We start from the raw sequence: 21,809 nt of genomic DNA on the forward strand, positions 1-21,809 counted from the left end.
GGTCAGTTCTTGTCGGCCGCCGCCTTCACGGCGGCGGCCGCGTCCACGTTCCCGAGGCCCAGCTTCAGGTTCCCCGACGGGTTCGTCGCCGTGTCCCGGATCGCCGTCATGATCCCGGCCGGGTCCAGGCCCTCCTGGTGCAGGAGCGCGGCCACGGCGGCCACGTACGGCGAGGCCATCGAGGTGCCGGAGAGCTTGCCGTACCCCGAGGTGTTCTTCAGGGTCTCCTTGGCCGTGTAGGTCGGCAGGGTGGAGAGGATGTCCACGCCGGGCGCCGCCACCGCGTTCTGCGCGCCGAAGTTGGTGAAGGAGGCCGGCTGCCCGTTCCGGTCGGCGGCGTTGACGACGAGGACCGGGGTGGTCAGCTCGTACGGCTGGAGCAGGGTCGAGTCGTTGCCGGCGGCGGCGACCACGACCGCCCCCTTGTCGTCGGCGAGGGCGATCGCGTCGTTGAGGACGCCGCCCTTGAGCAGCCGGGCCATCAGGCCGGACTCGCCGAGCGAGAGGTTGATGACGTCGGCGCCGTGCTGGGCGGCCCAGACGATCCCCTTGGTGATGTTCGCGTCGCTGCCGCTGCCGTCCGCGCCCAGCACCCGCACCGGCATGATCTTCGCGCCGGGCGCGCCGCCCGCGATCCCGATGCCGTTCTCGGTGTGGGCGGCGGCGATGCCGGCGACGTGGGTGCCGTGCCCGTTGAGGTCCTTCGGGTCGTCGTCGCCGTCCACGAAGTCGTAGCCGTCCACGAGCCGCCCCTTGAGGTCGGGGTGGCCGGGGTCCACGCCGGTGTCGACGACGGCGATGACCGTGTCCTCCCCCTCGGCCGTGTCCCACGCGCCGGGCAGCTTCAGCGCGTCGAGCGCCCACTGCTGGTTCCGCAGCGGGTCGGGCTCGTCGTCGCTGCCGCAGCCGGTCGCGAGGGCGGCGGTGAGCACGGCGAGGGCGGTGAGGGCGGCGGACCGACGGCGCATGAGATCTCCCCATTCGGCAGCATTCGTCAGCGTTTGAACCAGTGAACAGGCGGCGACGGGGCCCCGCATCCGGAACCGGGGCGGAACCGGGACGGACGCGAGGGTCCGTCAAACCCACTTGTTCTAGTAGAGTGCGAACAAGGAGGTTGTCATGAACCCTGCCGCGTCCCGTACGCCGAGCCGGCCGCAGCACCGCGCCCCGCTCCGGCTCCGCGTCCTCACCGCGCTCCCCTTCGTCCTCGCCGCCGCCGTCCCCCCGCTGCTCCTCGCGCTCTGGTCCGACCGGCTCCCCGACCCGCTCGCCACCCACTTCGCCTCCGGCACCGGCGCCGCCGACGGCTTCACCGGCCGGACCGCGTTCGCCGCCGTCGGCGCCGCGCTGCCGCTCGGCCTCGGCGCCGCCTGGACCGCGCTCGCGCACCGGAGCGCCCTGTGGGGCGCGTGGCTGACCGCCGGACTGCTCGGCACGCTGCTCAGCCTCCTGGTCCGGGACAACCTCGACGCGGCCGACCCCGCCGCCGTCCGCTCCCCGCTCTCGAACCTCGCGCTCGCGCTCGCCGCCGGCGCCGTCCTCGCCCTCGCCGGACACGCCCTCTCCCGGCTCGTCCCGCCCGGGGACGCCACCGCCGACGGCCCGGACATCGGCCCGGACGCGCCCCGCCTCGACCTCGGCGCCGGCGAGCTCGCCGGCTGGTCCCGCGCCACCGCCTCCGGCCCGCTCACCGCCCTCGGCCTGCTCCTCGCCGCCGCCGGCGCCGTCGCCGCGCTCCTCGGCGCGTGGCCGCTGCTCCCGGTCGCCCTCGCCGTCGCCGTCCCCGGCCTCGCCCTCGCCCGCGTCCGGGTCGGCGTCGACCGCCGCGGCCTCACCGTCCGCTCCACGCTCACCCCCCGGCCCCGCGTCCACGTGCCGCTCGCCGACATCGCCGGCGCCGACGCCCGGGACGTCGGCGCCCTGCGCGAGTTCGGCGGCTGGGGCTACCGGCTCCGCGCCCACCGCTCCGGCGTGATCCTCCGCTCCGGCGAGGCCCTGGTCGTCCGGCGCGGCGACGGCCGCGAGTTCGCCGTCACCGTGCCCGACGCCCGGACCGCCGCCGCCCTCCTCAACACCCTCGTCGAACGCCGTGGAAGGCTCTGACCGTGCTCTTCCGCGTCGACCCCGCCTCCGCCGTCCCGCTCGGCGACCAGATCGCCGCCTGCGTCCGCGGCGCCCTCGCCGACGGCACCGCCGCCCCCGGCGAGCGGCTCCCGGCCGCCCGGGAACTCGCCGACTCGCTCGGCGTCAACGTCCACACCGTCCTGCGCGGCTACCAGCGGCTGCGCGAGGAGGGCCTCATCGAACTCCGCCGGGGCCGCGGCGCCGTCGTCGTCCCCGGCGTCGCCGCCCCCGACCGCGCCCGCCTCGTCACCCGGCTGCGGGAGGCCGCCGCCGAGGCCCGCTCCCTGGGCCTCACCGACGAGGAGTTCCTCGACCTGGCCCGCGCCGTCCTGCGGTAGCCCCCGCCCGCTCCGGACCGGGCTATCCCAGGACGCGGACCGGCTTCCCCGCCAGGTACGCCTCGATGTCCTCCACCGCCTGCCCGAAGTAGCGGGCGTAGTTGGCCTCGGAGACGTACCCGAGGTGGGGGAGGGCGAGCACGTTCGGCAGGGTGCGCAGCGGGTCGTCGGCCGGCAGCGGCTCCGTCTCGTACACGTCGAGGCCGGCCCCGGCGAACCAGCGCTCGCGCAGCGCCCGCAGCAGCGCCGCCCCGTCCACGAGCCCGGCCCGCGAGGTGTTCACCAGGTACGCCCCCGGGCGCATCGCCCGCAGCTCGGGCTCGCCGACGATGCCGCGCGTCCGGTCGGAGAGCACCAGGTGCAGCGAGACGACGTCGCTCGCCGCGAACAGCTCGGCCTTGTCCTTCGCGAGCCGGATCCCCTCCCCGTGCGCGGCGACCCGTTCCTCCGTCAGGTTCGGGCTCCAGGCGAGGACGTCCATGCCGAAGGCGCGGCCGACGGCGGCGACCCGGCCGCCGATCTTCCCCAGGCCCAGCAGGCCCAGCGTGCGGCCCGCCAGGTCGCCGCCGACGGTCGACTGCCAGGGGCCGCCCTCGCGCATCGCCCGCGCCTCCGTCGTCACCTTCCGGACCAGCCCCAGGATCAGCGCCCAGGTCAGCTCGGCGGGCGGCTCGGAGCCGCTGGCGGTGCCGCAGACGGTGATCCCGCGCTCCCGGCAGGCGGCCAGGTCGATCGAGGCGTTGCGCATCCCGGAGGTGACCACGAGGCGCAGCCGGGGCAGCCGGTCGAGCAGCTCCGCGCCGAGCGGCGTCCGCTCCCGCATGACCACCAGGACCTCGCAGTCCTCGACGGCGGCGACGAGGGCGTCCGGGTCCGTCAGGTGCTCGTGGAGCACCCGTACCTCCACGCGGCCGTGGAGCGGGCTCCAGTCGGCGGAGGAGAGTGCGGCGTTCTGGTAGTCGTCGAGCACGGCACAGCGCGGCAGTGAGGTCATGACGGCATGATCGCGCATGGCGCGCCGCCGGGCTCACCCGTTCGGCCCCGCCCGGGACGCCGGAACCCCGCCGCGCCCGCACGCTGACTCCATGGGAGCACCAGGTGGCGGGACCGACGACGAACTCACCCTGCTGCGGGCCCGGGTGGCGGCCCTGGAGGCGGACGCCGGCCGGGGCGCGCCCCGGCGCGAGCGCCACCGGCTCCGCTCCTTCTGCTCCGCGCTGCTGGTGGTGATCGGCTGCGTCCTCGTGCCGCTGGGCCTGGTCGCCGCCTGGACCGCGGACCTCCTCGGCGACACCGACCGGTACGTGAAGACGGTCGAGCCGCTCGCCTCCGACCCGGACGTGCAGGACGCCGTCGCGAACCGGGCGACCGACGCCGTCATGCGGCACCTCGACCTCCCGGCGCTCCTCGAAGGCGTGGCCCCCGACCAGCGCCCGCTGGTGGAGAAGGCGCTCGGGAAGCTCGGCGGCTCCCTGGAGAGCGCGGTCGGCAGCTTCGTCCACGACCGGGCCCGGGACGTCGTCGCCTCCCCGGCCTTCGAGACGATCTGGACCGACGCCAACCGGGCGATCCACACCTCCCTCGACCGGGCCCTCACGGGCGACGAGGACGGGGCGGTGAAGATCGAGACGGACGCGGTGACGATCGACCTGGCGCCCGTGATCGACCGGGTGAAGGAACGCCTCGTCGCCTCCGGGCTCACCGCCGCCGGGAACATCCCCGAGGTGCACACCGACTTCACCGTCCTCAGGTCGGACGACATCGGGAAGGCGAAGACCGGCTTCGCGCTCCTCCAGGCGGTGGGCCTGTGGCTGCCGGTGATCGCCGTGCTGTGCGTGGCCGGCGGCGTGCTGCTCGCGGTGCGCCGGCGGCGGGCGCTGGTCGCGGCGGCGCTGGGCTTCGCGGTGGCGGCGGTCGTCCTCGGCATCGCCCTCACCGTCTTCCGTACGGTCTACCTCAACGCCCTGCCCGCCTCGGTCTCCCCGGCGGCGGCCGGCTCGGTCTACGACACCCTGGTCCGCTTCCTGCGCACCTCGGTCCGGGTGTGCGCGGTCCTCGGCGTCCTCGTCGCCCTGGCCGCCTGGCTCTCCGGCCCGAGCCGCCCCGCCGCCCTGACGCGCGGCCTGTGGCGCTCGGGCGTCACCGCGACCCGGTCGACGGCCGACCGGGCCGGGATGCGGCTGGGCCCGGTGGGCCCGTTCGTCCACCGCTTCCACACCTGGATCGTGTGGATCCTGGTGGCGGGCGCCGCCCTCGCCTTCGTCCTGTGGCCCCACCCCACCGGCTGGGTCGTCGTCGGCCTGGCCCTGTCCCTGCTCCTCGCCCTGGCGATCACGGACTTCCTGGCGGCCGAGGGGCCGGGGGCCGCGGGGCCGGGCCCGGGGGGCGTCGGACCGGACCTGGCGGCCGGATCGGAGCGCGTCGAGGCGGAGCCGGAGCCGGAGCACGCCAGGCCGCGCCCGGGGGCCGGGCCGGGGCCGGATCCGAAGGGCGCCCGGCCGAAGGGCTAGGGGAGGCGCGGGAATTCGGCGGCGGCCCTCGTCCGTCACGGTGGCCCGGTACGACGGTCCGCCGTGGTGCTCCGGTACGACGACGGTCCGATGCGGTGTCCCGGTACGACGACGGTCGGTCGCGGTGTCCCGGTACGACGACGGTCCGGCGCGGCGCTCCGGTGCGGCGACGGCCGGTCGCGGTGGCCCGGTCCGACGCGGTGCTCCGGTGCGACGGCGGTCCGACGCGGTCAGGATTCGAGAAGCGTTCCGGTCGGGGGCCAACTACCTTGATCGTCATGGACATCACGATTCACACCACGGTCCTCCCGCACGAGGACCCCGACGCCTCCCTCGCCTTCTTCCGCGACGTGCTCGGCTTCGAGGTCCGCAGCGACGTCGGCCAGGGCCGGATGCGCTGGATCACGGTCGGCCCCGCCGGGCAGCCGGGCACCTCGATCCTGCTCGCCCCGCCGGCCGTCGACCCGGGCGTCACGGAGGACGAGCGCCGCACCATCACCGAGATGATGGCCAAGGGGACGTACGGCTGGATCCTGCTCGCCACCCCCGACCTCGACGCCGTCTTCGAGAAGGTCTCCGCCGGCGACACCGAGGTGGTCCAGGAGCCCACCGAGCAGCCGTACGGCGTCCGCGACTGCGCCTTCCGCGACCCGGCCGGCAACCTCATCCGCATCCAGGAACTGCGCTGAGCCCCGAGGGGGGAGGGGAGGGAACGGCATGTGCCATCCCGGATGGGCGGCCGCCCGCACGACGGCGGTACGGCTCCAGGCGCTCAAGGACCTGCGCCGGGTCCGCGACCGCATCGACCGCGCGTACACGCGCCCGCTGGACGTCCCGGCCCTGGCCCGCGAGGCGGGCCTGACCGCGGTGACGCTCCAGCGCACGTTCACCCGGGCCTACGGCACGACCCCGTACGCCTTCGTCACCGCGCTCCGCGCCGCCAGGGGGAGGACGCCATGACCACCGAGCCCGCACCCACGCCCGTACCCGCTCCCAGGACCAGGAAGCAGCGGATCGCGGACGCCCTGGTCCGGCTGGAGACGGACGTGGACCTGTGGGTGGCCAGTCGGGGCCACCTGATCCCGCTCTCCTTCCTCTGGGACGGCACCGGGGTCCTGATCTCCACGCCGCGCGCCTCGCGCACCGCCCGCAACCTGCTGGCCGACGACCGGGTCAGGCTGGCCCTCGGCCCCACCCGCGACGTGGTGCTGATCGACGGCACCGCCGAGCCCGTGGACCTCGCGGACCTCCCCGCCGGCACCGGCGACGCCTTCGCCGGGAAGACCGGCTTCGACCCGCGCGAACTGGCGAGCCCCTACCAGTACTTCCTGGTCAGGCCCCGCCGCGTGCAGGCGTGGCGCGAGGCCGACGAGCTGGAGGGCCGCACCCTGATGCGCGACGGGGCCTGGCTCTCCTGACCCGCCCAGCAGCCCGCCCAGCGACCCGCCCGGCGGTCCGCCCAGTGGCCCGTCCCGAGGCCCGCGCGGCAGCCGATCAGTTTCCGAGAAGCACCCGGAGCCCCGGAAACCTAGCCTGGAACAGCACCGGGAAAGACCACCACGAGGGGAACGACCATGGCCGCCAAGAGCACCTCCACCACCAAGTCCTACGACGGCTTCACCGACGAGGAGCGGGAGGCGATGAAGGAGCGCGCGAAGGAGCTGAAGGGCACCAGGGCCCGGGGCTCCCGCGCCAAGGCCGACGGCGAGGCCGACCTCCTCGCGAAGGTCGCCGAGATGGCCGACGCGGACCGCGTCCTCGCCGAGGGCGTCCACGCCCTCGTCAAGAAGGTCGCCCCCGGCCTCACCCCCAAGACCTGGTACGGCATGCCCGCCTACGCCAAGGACGGCAAGGTCGTCTTCTTCTTCCAGAGCGCCGGCAAGTTCAAGGCCCGCTACGCCACCCTCGGCTTCAACGACCCCGCCACCCTCGACGACGGCGACATGTGGCCGACCGCCTTCGCCCTCACCACCCTCACCCCCGAGGTCGAGGCCCGCATCGAGGCCCTCATCGCGAAGGCGACCGCCTGACGTCCCGGGGCCCGGTCAGGACCGGGCCCGCATGCCCTCCCGGTGGTCCCGGAAGCGCGGGGTCCAGCCGAGGTCGGCCGTGGCCTTCGCGTGCGAGACGCGCAGCCGCGTGTCGAGCATGAGGGCGCCGAGGTAGGGGACCGCCAGGCGCAGGAGCCGGCCGGGGAGCACGAGCCGGCGCCCGCGGGCGGCGGCCAGCTCGCCCCAGGTGGAGGGCCGGTCGTCGACGACGTTGTACGCCTCGCCCGGCCGGCCCCGCTCCAGCGCGGCGGCGGTCGCCTCGGCGGCGTCCTCGACGTGCACCCACGACATCGTCCCGCCGCCGCCCGCCGGGACGGGGAACGGCCGGCCGGCGGGCGTCGGGTCGAACCAGGTGCCGGGCCCGTAGAAGACGCCGTACCGCAGCGCGACCCCCGCCACGTGGTCCGCGGCGAAGAGCCGGCCCTCCGCCTCGACGAGCCCCGTGATCACGTGGTCCGCGACGGTGCCGGTGCGCACCCCGAAGGGGTCCTCCTCGGTGAGGGACCGGTCGCCGTGGTCGCGGTAGCCGTAGCCGAGCACCAGCGACTGGGTGACGAACCGGCCCGCCCCGAGGACGCCCGCCGCCTCCAGCAGGTGCGCGGTGCCGCGCTCGCGCAGCACGTTGCTGGGGTCGTCGGCGGTGAGCCGCAGCTTGGGCGCCTTGAGCGCGGTCAGCTGGTGCACCACCGCGTCGGCGGTCAGCCCGTCGAGCGCCCGCAGCAGCCCCTCCCGGTCGAGGGCGTCCGCGCGGACCGGCACCGCCCCCAGGGCGCGCACCGCCTCCGCCGAGCCCTCCGACCGGGCCAGGGCCAGCACCTCGTGTCCGTCACGGACCAGGACGCGGGTCAGCGGGCGGCCGATGGCGCCGGTCGCCCCGGCGAGCAGGATCCTCATGGTCAACCTCCAGGCTCCGGAAGGGGTACACACGGAGAACCGGACGGGGCCCCCGGACGTGACGACCACCCGCCCGCACGAAGGTGATCCGTGTCACGCCGACCGTACGCCCCACCGGCACCCGCCGCCTTCCGCCGGCTCCCACCGCCTCCTGCCGGCACCCCACCGCCTCCCGCCAGCTCCCACCGCCTCCCGCCGCAGCCTCCTACCGGCTCCCACCGCCTTCCGTGGCCTCCTGCCGGCTCCTACCGGCGCGGCCGGGTGATCAGCCACGTCCCGCCGATCACGAGGAGGGCGAAGGCGACGTGGCCGAGGCCCCAGGCGCCGATGAGGAGGAGCCGGTCGCGGAGCGAGAAGTCGCCGGTCAGCGTCACCTGGAGCGAGCCGACGGCGAAGGCGATCACGGAGGCGAAGAGCGCGACCAGCTCCACCGAGCGGACGTGGTTGGCCCGGGCGCTCTCCTGGCTCTCCCGGAGCGCCCGCTCCAGCTCCTCCTTCTGCCGCCGCGCCTCCTCCTCCGCCCGCGCCCAGCGCTCCTGGTGCCGCTCCTCCCGCTCGGCGAGCCGCGCGCGGTGCTCCGCGTCGAGCGCGGCGCGGAGCCGGCCCTCCACGATGACCTCCCGCTTGGTGAGGTACTGCTCCTGGAGCAGCTTGTGGCTGCCGCGGTTGCCGACGGCGGGCAGCAGCCGCAGCGCGGTGTCGACCTCCGCGAGCGCGGCGTCGTGGTCGCCCGTCATGTGCAGGCCGGTCGCGAGCCGGAAGCGGAACATGTGGTCGCCGGGGTGGTCGCGCACGGCCTCGGCGGCCCGGTCCCGCAGCAGGACGCCGTGCCCGTCGAACGGGACCGCGAACTGGATGCCGTTGAGGCAGATGTCCACGACGTGCCGGGTCCGCTCGGGCGACCGCCACGCCCGGTCGAGCAGCCCCGTCGCGTACTCGGCGGTGAGGGCCCGGCTGCCGAAGGCCGCGAAGGAGCGCAGCGCCGTGAAGAGCGCCGACTGCCGGTGCGCGCCGGCCGCGAGCGCCAGCAGCGAGGAGTCCAGGAACTGGTGCAGCTCGTCGAAGTGGAAGTCCGAGCGCAGCTTGCCCGCGTGGTAGAGCGTGGCGAAGTACGCGACGTCGCCGGCGGGGGCGTCCCGGGAGACGATCTCCTCGGTGGCGCGGGCGAGTTCGACGGCGGACTCGACGCTGTCCTTGGTGATGAAGGCGTACCCGAGCGCCCACCGCTCCAGCACCTCGGTCCGCGCCTCGCGGGCCACCCGCGCCCCCAGCCAGACCGCGCAGGCCGCCGCGGTGAGGATGGTGGGCCGCTCCAGGAAGCGGAGCCGCCAGTAGCGGTCGGCGCAGATCAGGTACGGATCGGCGGCGAAGTCGGCGGAGCCGACGTCGAACGGCGGCTCGGCCCCGTCCCGCAGGAGCGCGCCGGCCACCTCCTCGCACACCCGGTCCAGCTCCCGGGAGTCCGCCGCCACCACCGCGTCCAGCCTCGCCGCGTACGCCCCCGCGTCCATGCGTGCTCCCCCCAACTCCCGCTCCGTGCGCTCGGATTGCCCTGATCCCGTGCCTATCACGCCCCGCCGCCCCACGGGGTCCATATGATCGGATCATGCAGGTGGACGTGGTGACGGCCGTGCACGCCGCTCACGCGGCCTTCCTCCCGGCGGTGTGGCGTTCGCTCCTCGACCAGACGCACCCCTCCTGGCGGTGGCTGGTCCAGATCGACGGCCCCCAGGACGAGGCCCGGGCGGCCCTGTCCGCCTGCGCCGCCGCCGGCGACCCCCGCGTCCTCGTCGCCTCCCACGCCACCGCCGAGGGCCCCGCGGTCACCCGCAACATCGCCCTGGCCCGCGCCACCGCGCCCCTCGTCCAGAACGTCGACGCCGACGACGAGCTGGAACCCGGCGCCCTGACCGCCCTGGCCGCCGCCCTCGCCGCCCACCCCTCCGCCGGTTACGCCGTCGGCCACGCCCGCGACCTCGCCCCCGACGGCACCCTCACCGACCACCCCCTCCCGGTCCGCCCCGGCCTCCTCCCGAGGGGCGCCCTCCTCGCCGCGTGGACGACGACCGCCACCGACTACCGGCTGCCGGTCCATCCCGCCGGCGTCATGTGGCGCCGCCCCCTCCTCCACCTCCTGGGTGGCTGGTCCGCCCTCCACGGCATGGAGGACACGGGCCTGCTGATGGCCGCCTCCGCCACCACGGACGGCGTCCTCGTCGACGCCCCCACCCTCCGCTACCGCCGCCACGCCGCCCAGACCTCCCGGCAGCCCACGGAATTCGCCGGGGGGCACCAAATAGCACTCGTGCGGGCCCGGGCCACCGCCCTCACCACCCTCCCGCCCCGGACCTGGGACTGACCCCGTCGCCCCCTGACGCGAGATCAGGCCGCCCGCAGGGAAACGTGATCCAGTTCACGGCGCGGGAAGCGATGAGTCCGCCGCCCGCCGCCGGTCATATGAGCGACGACCACGCCGGAGGAAGAGCCGGCATGACCGACCGCAGGCCGACCGCCGCTCCGGTGGGCGTCACCGACACGACCGAGACCGACGAGTGAGAGAACGGGGACATCCCATGACCGAAGCCGTGAAGGGCCCTGCCAGCTACTTCCCCTCCATCGAGAAGAAGTACGGCCGTCCGATCGCCGAGTGGAAGGACCTCGTCCGCGCCTCTCCGCTCACCAAGCACATGGAGATCGTCGCCTGGCTCAAGACCGAGCACGGCCTCGGCCACGGCCACGCCAACGCCCTCGTCGCCCACACCCTCGCCGAGGGCAGCTGACGACTCCGTCGCCGGACCGGACCCCGTCCGCCACCGGACCCCGTCCGCCACCGGGTCAGGTCCGCCACCGGGTCAGGTCCGCCACCGGATCAGATCCGCTTCCCCTCCGCGTCGCACGGGAGGGTGGCGCCGGGGTGGTCGGTGGCGTAGTCCTCGGAGATGTCCTCCGCGGTCTGCCGCATGGTGTCGCTGGTGATCTGGATCTGGCCCGAGAAGGGCGTGTCGATGTCCTGGATCAGGAGCAGGGAGCCGGTGAACAGCACGGCGAGCACGCACAGCAGGGTGAGGTGCGAGGGCCCCCGGTCGCGGGGCAGGCCGAAGGCGAAGGCCCCGACGGTGGCGGCGAGGGCCACGACCATGAACCAGTAGACGGCCGGGGGGATGGCCGGGCTCGCCTCGGAGATCCTGGTCTGGCGGGCCTTGGAGCGTTCGTCGTCGGCCTCGACCAGGAGGGCGAAGGTGGCGTCGTCCTGGTGGGCGAGTTCCTTGAAGTGGGTGCGGAAGCCGGTGGACCACACCGAGGCGGCCGGGGACTTCTCCCCGCCCTCGGCCATGAGCGGCCATTCCGCGGCCTGGATCGCCCGTGCGTAGCAGACGGCCGCGGCCTGGAGCCGTTCGCGCTGCGGCTCCGGGGCGTAGTCGGCGACCTCGTAGAGCTGGTCGACCCGCCCGGCCTCGGCCTCGACGGCCGTGGAGGCGGAGCCGTACGACTCGGCCGCCACGACGATGACGAAGGCGACCAGGAGGACCGCGAGGGTCTCCAGGGGGCTGACCAGATCGCTGACGGACGCCTCCTCGCCGTCGCCGCCGGCCGCGCGGCGCCGGCGGCGGACCTGATTGGCGAACAGGCCGACGGCGAGGGCCGCGGCGATGGCGACGATGGTGAGGATCATGGTCATGTGCTGGCCACCCAGGGAGATCGGCTGGTCGGACGTCCCCGCCGCCCCAGCCCACCACGGCGCCGTGCCCCGCGCGACAGGAGCGGCCCCGGGCGGCCCCTGCCCGGGGGAACCCGTCCCCCGGTCGAGGTACCTGAGGGCGCCACGCGCGGACCCGCCCGGAGCCCCGGACGGCGCCCGACCCGGGCCCCGCCCGCCGGCCCGGACGGCGCGCGGCGGCGCGTGACCCCGCGTCACGCGGGCGCGCCGGGGCCGGGGCCGGGTTCAGTCGGTCGACGGGGGGTGGGGTCCGCCCGCCGCGCGGCGGTACTCGGCGTTGATGCGCTGGGCTTCTTCGAGCTGGTCCTCGAGGGCGATGATGCGGCAGGCGGCCTCGATGGGGGTGCCCTGGTCGACGAGTTCGCGGGCGCGGGCGGCGATGCGCAACTGGTAGCGGGAGTAGCGGCGGTGGCCGCCCTCGGAGCGGAGCGGGGTGATCAGCCGGGCTTCACCCAGGGCACGGAGGAAGCCGGGCGTCGTACCGATCATCTCGGCGGCCCGGCCCATCGTGTAGGCGGGGTAGTCGTCGTCGTCGAGACGGCCGAGCGGATCGTCTGCTGTCATTCTCACCTCTCCGTCGGACCTTTCGGTGCGCGGCCGGCGGTCCGGCTCGTTCACCGAGGGTAACGCCGTCGTCGGCGACGCCGGTAGCGGCGCTCCTGACGGCTGGAGGGGCGGAAGGCGGACGGGGCGGAGGAGAGCGGAGGAGAACAGAGGAGAGCGGAGGCCGGGCGGGGGAGGGCTTCGCTCCCTCCGCCGGCCCTTCGGCCGTCAGGCCGCGGGGGGCACGCCCAGGAAGTCCGACGTCTCGTGGCCCGGCGCGGCGGTGGCCGAGGGGGAGGCGGCCGGGCGGGTGCCGCACGTGAAGCCGAGCCGGGTCATGGCCCGCAGGACCTCGCCGACGCCGAAGTCGCGGCGGTCCTGGCGCGTGACGACCGCGCCGACCTGCTTGGCGGGGTAGTCGCGGCGTCCGATGGTCACGAACGCACCGGTCACGGGTTCGGGCCTGACGCCCTTCATCGACTCCAGGACGCCGTTCTTCGTCAGCTCGAACGGGAAACGGGCGATCACGCAGCGCATGGGACCTCACAGGGGGAAGGGGAACGCCGGGACGGCCGTCCCGGCGCGGACGGTCAGGTGCGGGGCGCGGTGTCCGCGGCGACGAGTTCGCTCAGGCGCACCCGGTCGGTGTACGCGGGACCGGCGCGGAAGCCGGCGAGCCGGTCCCGGGTGACGAGGCCGGTGCGCCGGCCGTCGGCGTCGTGGATGACCAGGTGCGTGGTGCGCGCTCCGGCCATGACCGCCAGGGCGACCTCGACGGTCATGTCCGCCCAGACGTGCGGTGCGTCCGTGGCCGGGCCGGCCGGGCCGGTCGGGCGGTGGGGTGGGGTGCGGGTCGGTGTCACGAGCGGCTCCTGGGGAGAGGGGAGGAGGGGGACGCGGGGGCGGGGTCCGGGACCGCCCGGCGGCCGTCGTGCCGCGCCGGAGCGGCGGCGCGGGACGGACGGCGGGCGCCGGACGGCTCCGTCCCGGGGACGGGGGCGGGGACGGGGACGCCCGAGGGGGTCCGTGCCCCCGTGATGCGGTGGAGTTCCGCCCCGCCGGGGCGGATCCGGGTGATCCGGGGCTGGACGCCCGCCTCGGACATGAGGCGGACGGCGGCGCGGCGCTGCTTCGGGGTGACCAGGGTGACGACGCTGCCGGGGTTCCCGGCCCTGGCGGTGCGGCCGCTGCGGTGCAGGTAGTCCTTGGGGTCGGAGGGCGGATCGACGTTGACGACGAGGTCGAGGCCGTCGACGTGGATGCCCCGGGCCGCGACGCTCGTGGCGACGAGCACCGGCACCTGTCCGCTCCGGAACCGCGCGAGCGCGCGGGTGCGCTGGGGCTGGGACTTGCCGCCGTGCAGCGCGGCGGCGAGCACCCCGCGGGCCAGCAGGTCCCCGGTCAGCCGGTCGACGGCGTGCTGGGTGTCGAGGAACAGGATCACGCGCCCCGTGCGGGCGGCGATCTCGGCGGTCGCGGCCGGCTTGTCGTCGGCGTGGACGTGCAGGACGTGGTGCTCCATCGTGGCGACGGCCCCGGCGGCGGGGTCGACGGAGTGCACGACGGGGTCCGACAGGTAGCGGCCGACGAGCCGGTCGACGCTGCGGTCCAGGGTGGCGGAGAAGAGCAGCCGTTGGCCGTCGGCGGGCACGCGGTCGAGGAGGCCGGCGATCTGGGGCGCGAAGCCCATGTCGGTCATCTGGTCGGCCTCGTCCAGGACGGTGACGGAGACCCGGTCCAGCAGGCAGTCGCCCCGGACGACGAGGTCCGTGAGCCGCCCCGGGGTGGCGACGACGATCTCGGTGCCCTTCCGGAGGGCGTAGGTCTGCCTGCCGAGGGGCGTTCCGCCGACGACCGTGGTCAGCCGCGACCCGACGGCACGGGCGTACGGCGCGAGCGCGTCGGCCACCTGCCGCGCCAGCTCGCGGGTGGGGACGAGGACGAGGGCGAGGGGTCGCCTGGGCGCGGCCCGCGTGCCGGCCGTACGGGCCACCAGGGCGAGGCCGAAGGCCAGCGTCTTTCCGGAGCCGGTGCGGCCGCGCCCGAGGACGTCCCGGCCCGCGAGCGCGTTCGGGAGGGTCGCGCTCTGGATGGGGAACGGGACGGTGACGCCCTCGCCGGCGAGCGCGGCGAGCAGCCGCTCCGGCAGGCCCAGCCCGGCGAACGATCCGACGGCCGCCGGCGCGGGAGCGACCGGTTCGGGGAGGGCGGTCTCCTGCGGCCCGTGGACGGATTCCCCGTCGTCCGGGGCGGGGCGAGGACCGGTCGGACGCGTGCTGTTCATGCGGGGCCTTCCTCGGTGCGGGGCACGTCAAGGAATTTCCGCGACCGGGGAACGGGACGGAATGTTTTCCGACGGCTTCGAATGCGGCACGAAAGCTGAACCGCCGGAAAGGGGCCCGGAAGGCGCGATCGGCGGAAGGGGCGGCGTGCCGCGGAGGCGACGTCCGCTCGGTCGGGCCGCAGCGGGTCCGGGAGCGGGACCGGAGGCGGGACCGGGGGCGGATATTTGGGACGGGTCCGCCCGGCGGGATTCCGGTGGGGCGTACGCAGCAGGGGCCCGCACCCCGAAGGATGCGGGCCCCTGCTGCGGTGTGTGCGCCAGGATCAGACGGAGACGATGTTCTCGGCCGTCGGGCCCTTCTGGCCCTGCGCGATGTCGAAGCTGACCTTCTGGCCCTCCTGCAGCTCGCGGAAGCCCTGGGCGGCGATGTTCGAGTAGTGGGCGAACACGTCGGGGCCGCCACCGTCCTGCTCGATGAAGCCGAAGCCCTTTTCCGCGTTGAACCACTTCACGGTGCCCGTGCTCATGTTTTCTCCTTCGAGGATCATCGGCGTCCGCACTGTGCGGAAACCATGTCGCTGTGATGATTGCCCCGCCGGAGAAATCCGGAGACGAAAAAAGCGCCACCGCCGCCTCGAAGGCCGCTGGGAGCACTTGAAGTTTCGGGAACCACAACTGCAACTGATATCGACAGTAGCACGGCACCGCCCCGAAAGCCGGGTGAATATCTCCGCTCCTTTTGCGCGGCAACAATCCTCGTCGCGCCGCCTTCCGAATTCTCACTCCGCGCAGTGAGATATCGCCCCCTCCCCGCGGCGCGACCGGGGCCCTGCCACAAGCCCCCGGGGGCGCCGGCCCCCTTCCCCCTGGCCCCGTGCCCCGGGCGATCGGCGGTCGCCGCCGCGCCCGTCCCCCAGGATGGAGCCGTAGAACACTTCACCTCATCGCCGGGAGACCCCGTGACCGACAGCAAGAACATCAACAACCCCGTGGGCCAGGGCGGCGGCCAGCGCAAGAGGCTGTCCCGCGCCGAACGGCAGAACAACGGCCCGCACCGCAACCTCGACCGCCAGGGCGCCGCCGACCGAAAGGCGGAGCTGGTGCGCAAGATGCGCGAGAAGACCCACGCCGCCGAGGGCACCGGGCGGACGGACGACGACACCGCCCAGAGCTGACGCCCCGCCACCACCCGGCACCGCCCGCCACCACCCGGCACCGCCCGGCCAGGGCCCGGACCTCGCCGCCCCGACGGGCACGGAGGGGACACGCCCCTCCGCGGCCGCCGGGGCGCCGGCGGGCCCGCGACTCCCCTCCCCGACCGGCGCCCGTTCCGCGCGCGCCGGGAAGAAAAGGGGGCGGGGTCTGTGCCGATGGCCTCTAGGGTCCTGAGCCCATGACGCCGTTCCTTCGCCCGCCCGCCCTCTCCGCCGATGAGCTCCTGCTTCTCCTGCGGGAGTGGTGCCCCGGGGCCGAGGTCGCGCGGGCCGTGACGGGAACGGGCGGACCGGCTGGTGGCCCTGTGTCACGACGGCCTCGCCGAAGGGGGAGGCCGCCTGCGACGACGAGGCCGGCCACGACCCGGCCGAATGGCAGCGTTCGGTCCGCGAGGCCGTCCGCCAGGACCACGACGCCCGGGCCGCGTCGGTCGTGGTCTCCGGCTTCCGGCGGTCGACCGCGGAACTCGCCTTCGGCGACGAGGACTTCGAGGGATGGCGGGACGACCACGATCCCGACCGCCTGGCACCGTTGCTCGGTCCTGCCGTGGTGGGCGCGACGCCGGGAACGCCGCGGTGGGCCACTGACGGCAGCGCCCCCTCCAGCGGCACGCGATGGGTCGACTTCGTGGTCGCGCGCGGCGGTTACGAGGTGCCCGTCCTCCTCCCGTGCCTGTACGACACCATGAACTGGTTCGGGCACGGCGGCCGGTCCCTGACTCCCCTCGACGACGCGGCTCTCCTGCGCCGCTGGCAGGAACGGTGGGGCGCACAGCTGTTCTTCGCCACGGGCCCCTACCTGGAGCTGGTGGTCGACCGGCCGCCCCTGGACCCGCGGGACGCCGCGCAGGCCACCACCGAGCTGCTCGCCTGCTGCGGCGACACCGTGCAGGACGCGATCACGGCCGGCGACGGCATGGTCCGCTCGACGATGTGGTCCCTCTGGTGGGACTGAACCGGACGGCCCGGGACGGAAGGGCCCCGGCGGGAGGCGGTCCCGCCGGCCACGGCCCCCGCCCGGCCGCCTCAGCGGCTCCCCCGCCCCGCCCTCGTACCGCCCCCGACAGGTCTGGACGACGACGAAGCTCCAGGTCACCGGCCTGGGGCTTCGTCCCTACGGGCGGATGACGGGAATCGAACCCGCGCCATGAGCTCGGGAAGCATCCGGCACCTGGGCCTCTGGACGGCATCTGACCTGCGAGCGTGTTCCTCAGGCTCGTCGTTCCGGCTGCCGTGCCGAGCCCCTTGGTGACCGCTGTGCACCGCCCCTGCCGGCACGCTGCGGCACACGGCCCTCCGGGCGGACGCGGACGGGGCGGGCTCCCGGGCCCCGGGTGGCGGGCTCGGTGCCGCGTGGACGGGCCTCGATCTCGGCGACGACGAGGTCACGCGGGGCGGAGGCGTCGTCGGCGTGCAAGGCGAGACAGGCGCGGTTCTCGGCCTCGGACTGATCGGCTGCCCCCGCGGGGATGCCTCGCGGGGACAGCCGGCGATGCCGTCCGCCGTTCGCGCCGTGAGGGCCGTCCCGCTGCGGACACCGTCCTCGCGTCCCGCCGTCGGCAGGATTCACCGGCCGGTCGTCGCGTACGCGGGCCGTGCCGGTGCGTCCGGAGCGCCGGCGGGGGAGGGGAAGGCGGCACCGCGGAGGATGGCCTGTTCGGCGGGGGTGGCACGGCGGATCCATGCGGGTGCGAGCGCCGCGTAGGTGGTGACGTCGTGCCACCGGCCCTGAGTGTGGAACAGTTCCCGCAGCGTGGCCTCGGGTTGCAGGCCGGCCGCGAGCATCACCTCACGCATCCGGGGGTGATCGGCGCGGTGCCCGGCCCAGATGCGGTGCAGCCCCAAGTGCCCGAATCCATAGGCCATCAGGAGGCGGCCCGCTTCGTGCCCGTGACCCCGTACAGGCGCGTCCGGGAGCAGGACCAGGCCGGTGAGCATGGCGTTGCGCCCGTACTCCTCGATGAGCAGGCCCATGGTGCCGACCATGACGTCCTGGCCGGGTGGACAGACGGCCAGGGTGTGCTTGCGCCGCGGATGGGTGTAGGGCTGGGCGAGATGCTGCGCGAACGCGTCCTGGGCCTGACGGGCGTCCATCCGGTCGACACCGAGGTAGCGCGTGAGCACACGGTGGGTGTGGATGCGCTCGAAGGGGGCCAGGTCGGTGGCCCGCAGTTCGCGCAACCACAGGTGTTCACCGTGGAGTTCGGGAAGGCGGTTCACCGGGACGCTCCCGCGGGGACAGGCTCGGCGCCGATGATCTCTTCGAGATCCGTGTAGTAGCGGCCCGAGGCCACGGGCGCGCCGAGCAGGATGCGGCGCGCGGTGTCGGTGACCAGGGCGCCGCCCAGCGTCACCCCACTGGCCAGCTGTGGCCAGCTGGACAGGGAGTGCCCGATCCGACCGAGAGCGTCCTTCATGGCAGGACTGAGCCGGCTCTCGTCGCAGACGCGCAGCAGGTAGGCCAAGGCGTCCGCCGGTGAGAGGCGCCGTACGTCCTCGGAACTCAGGCCGCCGCCCCGGCCGTGGAACAGAGGGCGGTCCGGCTCCAGGTCGAAGCGCTCGACGTCCAGCATCCCCCGGTCGTTGGTGTCCATCAGGACCGGGACACCGTGCCGTCGTGCGTGTTCGCGAGCGGCGGTCTTCACCCAGGGGGTGTCACACTCCTCGATCACGAGGTCGAGCGGACGGCCCGCGGCGCCGAAGAAGGCGTCGATGGTGTCCTCGGTGAGTCCCTCCTGCCACAGCTCGATGTCGAGGTACGGGTCGATCTCGTACATCTGCCGTGCGCACAGCACCGTCTTGGGCAGCCCCAAGTCGTGCACGCCGGCCCGCAACCGGTTGAGGTTGCTGAGTCCGAGAGTGTCGAAGTCGGCCAGACGAAACGATCCCGCGACGCCCTCCATGGCACAGGTGAGCGCCGCGCTGTTGCCCACCGACAGGCCGATCACCCCGATCCGCCGCGCGAGCAGGTGCCGCTGCTCGGCAGTGGTGATCTTGCCCCGGTTGCGGTCGGTGCGCACCCGCCGGAACTCCTCGCGGGGCAGCACCCGCACGAGGCGCCCGGACCACGGGTACCACACCCACGTTCCGTAACGGCTGAGCTCGGCGCCACCGGTCAGCTCTGCCACGGCTTCCGCCAGCCGACGCGCCGTGAGGACGTCATGAGGGCGGGAGCAGCGCGCCAGTTCGGCGAGCTGCTCGTCGATGCGGTCGTGCCGCTCGCGCACGCGGCCGGAGTCGAGCAGGGCGTCGAGGACGGCCCGGTCGTCCTCCTCGGCGGGGCGCAGCAGGGTGGGCCGGACGGAGACCGCCCGCCCCGTCGGCATCGGCATGGGGTACTGCGGGGCACTCGGAGTTTCGGGAAACGAATCGGTCACGAGGCCGGAAGCTACCAGCGCGTGATCTTTGAATCCCTCTGCGCGAGGGGGCGTACGCGGTCGAATTCGTGCGCGGTATTTCACCACCTCGCGCCCCCTTGTGCCGACGCGCTCCCGAAGGCGACTTCGGCCAGGTGGCACAACGCTTTTCGCCGCTCCGGACCGGTGCGGAGAAAGTCGCACCGGGCGCGGCAAACGGGTGACCGCCCGGGAAAGTCATCTCTTGTGATCGTGCCGCGCCGACGCCCTACAGGGGTGGCTCACCGCCGGCCGCCCAGGCGAGCATCTCGCCGGGGTCGGCATGGGCGGCCTCGCTGCGGTACGACTCGTAGGCAACCGCGCCCACCAGCCTGCGCGCAGTGTCCTCGCCCGCCTCGCGCAGCGGGGCCACGTCCGGGGCGCCACGCTGTGGATGCCCCACCGCGTCCCACAGCCGCTGGCCCGCGCCGGATGCGAGCGCCGCGGAATAGCCGTCTCCGTTGGCGGAGAAGGCCGCGGCCAGCATGTCGAGGCCCAGCGCGATACCGAAGGTGTCACCGATCTGCTGCTTCGCGTGCAGCATCGAACGGGCGTACTCCAGGGCCAGTTCACTGTCCCCCTCACGCAGCGCGATCACACACATCTGGTAATCGGCGTAGGAGCGGATCCAGTGCTCGCCCATGGCGACACACTCCGCGCGCAGAACCGCGGCCGACTCCAGGGCCTCCTCCAACTCACCGAGCCCGGTGAGGGCGAACAGACGCAGCATCCGGCACATCATCACGGCCTGGGGAGCGGCGTCCGTGCCGTGTGCGCCCGCGTTCCGCAGGGCCTGCTCCAGAAGCTCCAGGCCCGGCCGGGGATCGCCCCGCAGAAGGTCGCTCATGGCCTGCAGGTAGGAGGCCCGCAGCAGCGCCGTCGCATCCCCGGTGACACGGGCGTGCTCCAGGCACTGACGCGCCAGGTGCGTCCCCGCGGCGTGGTTTCCCTGCAGGAGATAGGTCAGGCCGAGGGCCCACAAAGCTCGTTGCCGCACGGGCCCCTGGCCGTCGCAGGCCTTCAGCGTGCGGGAGAGATAGAGCTGCGCGGTGTGCGCATGTCCGCAGCAAGTCCAGTAGAAGCCCGTCAAGGTGGCCAGCTCGAGCGCCGCGTCGACGTCGTGGACGATCAGGTGGTCCAGGGCCGCACACAGATCGGGGTGCGCCTCCTTGATGGTGCGGTACCAGCCGGTCTGCTCGGCACTCGTCCACGTGGCGTCCGCGTGCCGCGCCTGAGTCAGGAAGTACGAGGCGTGCCGGCTCGCCATCGCGTCCAGCTCGCCGAGTTCGGCGAGCCACAGGCGTCCGTATTCACGCACCGTGTCGAGCAACAGGTAGCGTCCGCGTCTGCGGGTCACGACGGACTTGTCCACCAGCCTCTCCAGAGCGTGGCCCACGTCGTGGGCGGAGAGCGGCCCACCGGCGCACAAGGCCACTGCCAGGGGCTCGTCGAAGTGCCCTTGGACGATGGACAGCCGCGCCCACAGCAGACGCTCCGCGGGCGCGCACAGTTCATGGCTCCACCCCAGGGCGGTCCGCAGAACGTCGTGCCGGCGGGGCGCCACCGGACGCACCTCGTCCTCCCCCCGGCTCAACTCGTGCCGCGGGCGCCGCAGAAGGTCCTCGATTCCGCAGTGCCGCAGTGTCCCCGCGGCGAGCTCCAGCGCCAACGGAAGCCCGTCGAGGTAGGAACACAGCTCGGTGACCTGGTTCAGGTCCCCGGGTTCGGGCACGTGCCCCAGTTCCGTGGCACGCCGCAGAAACAACTCGGGGGCGTCCGTGGCGCACGGCAGCGGTTCGACGACAACGGCGTACTCCCCGTCCAGGTGGAACACTTCGCGGCTGGTGGCCACGATCCTCAGTCGCGGACACTTCTCGAGCAGCCTCTGCACCAGGCTCCGGCACGCGGTCAGCACGTGCTCACAGGAATCGAGCACGAGCAGCAGTTCGCGATCGCCGATCCAGTCGCAGATCACCTCCACCGGCATCCTCGGCGTGTGATCGGACAGACCGCACGCATCAGCCACGAGCGCCGCGAGCAGGCCGTCATCGCGCAGCTGCCACAGATCCGCCCAGCAGGAATCCTCCGCGGCGGCCGCCAGACCGAGGTCCACCACCTGCCGCGCAAGCCGCGACTTGCCGACGCCCGCCACACCGGTCACGGTCACCAGCCGGCAGACCTTCAACGCGTTCTGGAGCTCATCCAGTTCCCGCTCGCGCCCTACGAACACGGCCCCCATCCTTCCCATACCCGTGAACAGGCCTCCGGCCCGGCGCGACGGCCTCCTCCATACCGACGGGCTGCGCAGGGGGACACGTATCGCGTGCCCTGCGGCCAGGCACCGGAGCTGGGGCCGCGCCGAGAACGAAAGCGTGCAGGCATCCTGGCAGCCCGGGCCTGATCGCGGAATACGCACGACGACGGTCGAGCCGGCACCGGGACCGGCGCGGGAACCCGGCAGACACCGCCTGCCGTACCGCCCCGGCCGCGTGGAACGCTTTCACGCCGATGACCGCCGATGACCGCCGATGACCGCCGTGACGGCGACCCGGCGGCGCCGAGGCCGGCGACCAGGAGGGCGGAGCCGGTGCGGTGCGCGCGCCCGGAGAGACCTGGGCAACGACGAAGCCCCAGGTCACCGACCTGGGGCTTCGTCTCTACGAGCGGATGACGGGAATCGAACCCGCGCTATAAGCTTGGGAAGCTCATGTTCTACCATTAAACTACATCCGCGCAGC

At 74.2% G+C, this 21,809-nt stretch carries 25 protein-coding genes and 1 tRNA gene; 12 read left to right on the forward strand and 14 right to left on the reverse strand.

All coding sequences use genetic code 11. The features are described from left to right. Nucleotides 1-2 precede the first annotated feature (2 nt). Nucleotides 3-968 (reverse strand): S8 family peptidase, encoded by a 966-nt coding sequence (locus tag AB0E83_RS01300; protein WP_362104184.1) that lies wholly within the window; start codon nt 966-968, stop codon nt 3-5. Nucleotides 969-1,119: 151 nt separating this feature from the next. On the opposite strand from AB0E83_RS01300, the gene AB0E83_RS01305 reads away from it, so the two are divergent. Together AB0E83_RS01305 and AB0E83_RS01310 are read left to right on the forward strand one after the other, a co-directional pair. Continuing rightward, nucleotides 1,120-2,103, forward strand: a complete 984-nt coding sequence (locus AB0E83_RS01305; protein ID WP_362104186.1) for a hypothetical protein — start codon at nt 1,120-1,122, stop codon at nt 2,101-2,103. 2 nt (nt 2,104-2,105) lie between these two features. Then, nucleotides 2,106-2,462 (forward strand): GntR family transcriptional regulator, encoded by a 357-nt coding sequence (locus tag AB0E83_RS01310; RefSeq protein WP_362104188.1) that lies wholly within the window; start codon nt 2,106-2,108, stop codon nt 2,460-2,462. A 22-nt stretch (nt 2,463-2,484) separates the two neighbouring features. Here the strand turns inward: AB0E83_RS01310 and AB0E83_RS01315 are convergent, their stop codons facing one another. Beyond that, the gene (locus tag AB0E83_RS01315) at nt 2,485-3,456 is read right to left on the reverse strand and encodes a D-2-hydroxyacid dehydrogenase family protein (RefSeq protein ID WP_362104190.1); all 972 of its coding nucleotides are present in this window, start codon (nt 3,454-3,456) and stop codon (nt 2,485-2,487) included. 91 nt (nt 3,457-3,547) lie between these two features. On the opposite strand from AB0E83_RS01315, the gene AB0E83_RS01320 reads away from it, so the two are divergent. The 5 genes from AB0E83_RS01320 to AB0E83_RS01340 all read left to right on the forward strand — a co-directional run bounded on the left by AB0E83_RS01320 (nt 3,548) and on the right by AB0E83_RS01340 (nt 7,002). After that, complete coding sequence (locus tag AB0E83_RS01320) at nt 3,548-4,972, forward strand: hypothetical protein (RefSeq protein WP_362104192.1); 1,425 nt, start codon at nt 3,548-3,550, stop codon at nt 4,970-4,972. A gap of 278 nt (nt 4,973-5,250) precedes the next feature. Then, nucleotides 5,251-5,661, forward strand: a complete 411-nt coding sequence (locus AB0E83_RS01325; RefSeq protein ID WP_362104194.1) for a VOC family protein — start codon at nt 5,251-5,253, stop codon at nt 5,659-5,661. 28 nt (nt 5,662-5,689) lie between these two features. Continuing rightward, nucleotides 5,690-5,932, forward strand: coding sequence for an AraC family transcriptional regulator (locus tag AB0E83_RS01330; protein WP_362104196.1), 243 nt, complete (start codon nt 5,690-5,692; stop codon nt 5,930-5,932). After that, nucleotides 5,929-6,390 (forward strand): pyridoxamine 5'-phosphate oxidase family protein, encoded by a 462-nt coding sequence (locus AB0E83_RS01335; RefSeq protein ID WP_362104198.1) that lies wholly within the window; start codon nt 5,929-5,931, stop codon nt 6,388-6,390. The genes AB0E83_RS01330 and AB0E83_RS01335 overlap by 4 nt, the downstream gene beginning before the upstream one ends. A 156-nt stretch (nt 6,391-6,546) precedes the next feature. Further along, on the forward strand, nt 6,547-7,002 hold the full coding sequence (locus AB0E83_RS01340) for a DUF1801 domain-containing protein (RefSeq protein ID WP_362104200.1): 456 nt from the start codon (nt 6,547-6,549) through the stop codon (nt 7,000-7,002). A 15-nt stretch (nt 7,003-7,017) separates the two neighbouring features. Here the strand turns inward: AB0E83_RS01340 and AB0E83_RS01345 are convergent, their stop codons facing one another. Together AB0E83_RS01345 and AB0E83_RS01350 are read right to left on the reverse strand one after the other, a co-directional pair. Further along, nucleotides 7,018-7,917 carry an NAD(P)-dependent oxidoreductase gene (locus tag AB0E83_RS01345; RefSeq protein ID WP_362104202.1) on the reverse strand — a complete coding sequence of 300 codons (900 nt, stop codon included), beginning with the start codon at nt 7,915-7,917 and terminating at the stop codon, nt 7,018-7,020. A 245-nt stretch (nt 7,918-8,162) separates the two neighbouring features. Then, complete coding sequence (locus AB0E83_RS01350; RefSeq protein ID WP_362104204.1) at nt 8,163-9,428, reverse strand: hypothetical protein; 1,266 nt, start codon at nt 9,426-9,428, stop codon at nt 8,163-8,165. A 95-nt stretch (nt 9,429-9,523) separates the two neighbouring features. On the opposite strand from AB0E83_RS01350, the gene AB0E83_RS01355 reads away from it, so the two are divergent. Genes AB0E83_RS01355 through AB0E83_RS01365 form a run of 3 tightly spaced genes read left to right on the forward strand, consistent with a single transcriptional unit; the run spans nt 9,524 to nt 10,697 of the window. Then, complete coding sequence (locus tag AB0E83_RS01355) at nt 9,524-10,276, forward strand: glycosyltransferase family A protein (RefSeq protein WP_362104206.1); 753 nt, start codon at nt 9,524-9,526, stop codon at nt 10,274-10,276. Between the two features lie 44 nt (nt 10,277-10,320). Beyond that, nucleotides 10,321-10,473, forward strand: coding sequence for a hypothetical protein (locus AB0E83_RS01360; RefSeq protein WP_362104208.1), 153 nt, complete (start codon nt 10,321-10,323; stop codon nt 10,471-10,473). A 17-nt stretch (nt 10,474-10,490) separates the two neighbouring features. After that, the gene (locus AB0E83_RS01365) at nt 10,491-10,697 is read left to right on the forward strand and encodes a DUF4287 domain-containing protein (RefSeq protein ID WP_362104210.1); all 207 of its coding nucleotides are present in this window, start codon (nt 10,491-10,493) and stop codon (nt 10,695-10,697) included. A gap of 89 nt (nt 10,698-10,786) precedes the next feature. Here AB0E83_RS01365 and AB0E83_RS01370 read toward each other — a convergent pair whose 3' ends face one another. The 6 genes from AB0E83_RS01370 to AB0E83_RS01395 form a co-directional block, all read right to left on the reverse strand. After that, nucleotides 10,787-11,596, reverse strand: coding sequence for a hypothetical protein (locus AB0E83_RS01370; protein ID WP_362104212.1), 810 nt, complete (start codon nt 11,594-11,596; stop codon nt 10,787-10,789). A gap of 264 nt (nt 11,597-11,860) precedes the next feature. Then, a complete protein-coding gene (locus AB0E83_RS01375; protein ID WP_362104214.1) occupies nt 11,861-12,199 on the reverse strand; it encodes a MerR family transcriptional regulator in 339 nt (112 codons plus the stop codon). Between the two features lie 207 nt (nt 12,200-12,406). Next, nucleotides 12,407-12,715 (reverse strand): SCO5918 family protein, encoded by a 309-nt coding sequence (locus tag AB0E83_RS01380; RefSeq protein WP_362104216.1) that lies wholly within the window; start codon nt 12,713-12,715, stop codon nt 12,407-12,409. Nucleotides 12,716-12,768: 53 nt separating this feature from the next. Beyond that, nucleotides 12,769-13,041 (reverse strand): CBS domain-containing protein, encoded by a 273-nt coding sequence (locus AB0E83_RS01385; RefSeq protein ID WP_362104218.1) that lies wholly within the window; start codon nt 13,039-13,041, stop codon nt 12,769-12,771. Then, nucleotides 13,038-14,462: a DEAD/DEAH box helicase gene (locus AB0E83_RS01390; RefSeq protein ID WP_362104220.1), complete on the reverse strand. Its 1,425-nt coding sequence runs from the start codon at nt 14,460-14,462 to the stop codon at nt 13,038-13,040. Before AB0E83_RS01390 ends, AB0E83_RS01385 begins: the two co-directional genes overlap by 4 nt. Before the next feature lie 323 nt (nt 14,463-14,785). Then, nucleotides 14,786-14,989, reverse strand: a complete 204-nt coding sequence (locus AB0E83_RS01395; RefSeq protein ID WP_362104222.1) for a cold-shock protein — start codon at nt 14,987-14,989, stop codon at nt 14,786-14,788. A 432-nt stretch (nt 14,990-15,421) separates the two neighbouring features. On the opposite strand from AB0E83_RS01395, the gene AB0E83_RS01400 reads away from it, so the two are divergent. Next, nucleotides 15,422-15,637, forward strand: coding sequence for a DUF6243 family protein (locus AB0E83_RS01400; RefSeq protein WP_362104224.1), 216 nt, complete (start codon nt 15,422-15,424; stop codon nt 15,635-15,637). 283 nt (nt 15,638-15,920) lie between these two features. Then, entirely contained in the window at nt 15,921-16,631 is a 711-nt protein-coding gene (locus tag AB0E83_RS01405; protein WP_362104226.1) for a DUF4253 domain-containing protein, read from the forward strand. 611 nt (nt 16,632-17,242) lie between these two features. Here the strand turns inward: AB0E83_RS01405 and AB0E83_RS01410 are convergent. The 4 genes from AB0E83_RS01410 to AB0E83_RS01425 form a co-directional block, all read right to left on the reverse strand. Then, the gene (locus AB0E83_RS01410; RefSeq protein ID WP_362104228.1) at nt 17,243-17,896 is read right to left on the reverse strand and encodes a GNAT family protein; all 654 of its coding nucleotides are present in this window, start codon (nt 17,894-17,896) and stop codon (nt 17,243-17,245) included. Beyond that, nucleotides 17,893-19,002, reverse strand: a complete 1,110-nt coding sequence (locus tag AB0E83_RS01415) for a ThiF family adenylyltransferase (protein ID WP_362104230.1) — start codon at nt 19,000-19,002, stop codon at nt 17,893-17,895. The genes AB0E83_RS01410 and AB0E83_RS01415 overlap by 4 nt, the downstream gene beginning before the upstream one ends. Before the next feature lie 298 nt (nt 19,003-19,300). Further along, a complete protein-coding gene (locus AB0E83_RS01420; RefSeq protein WP_362104231.1) occupies nt 19,301-21,301 on the reverse strand; it encodes an AAA family ATPase in 2,001 nt (666 codons plus the stop codon). Between the two features lie 432 nt (nt 21,302-21,733). Then, nucleotides 21,734-21,804, reverse strand: a tRNA-Gly gene (locus AB0E83_RS01425). Between the last annotated feature and the right edge of the window lie 5 nt (nt 21,805-21,809).

The sequence above is a fragment of the Streptomyces sp. NPDC035033 genome (assembly GCF_040636735.1).
Taxonomy (GTDB): domain Bacteria; phylum Actinomycetota; class Actinomycetes; order Streptomycetales; family Streptomycetaceae; genus Streptomyces.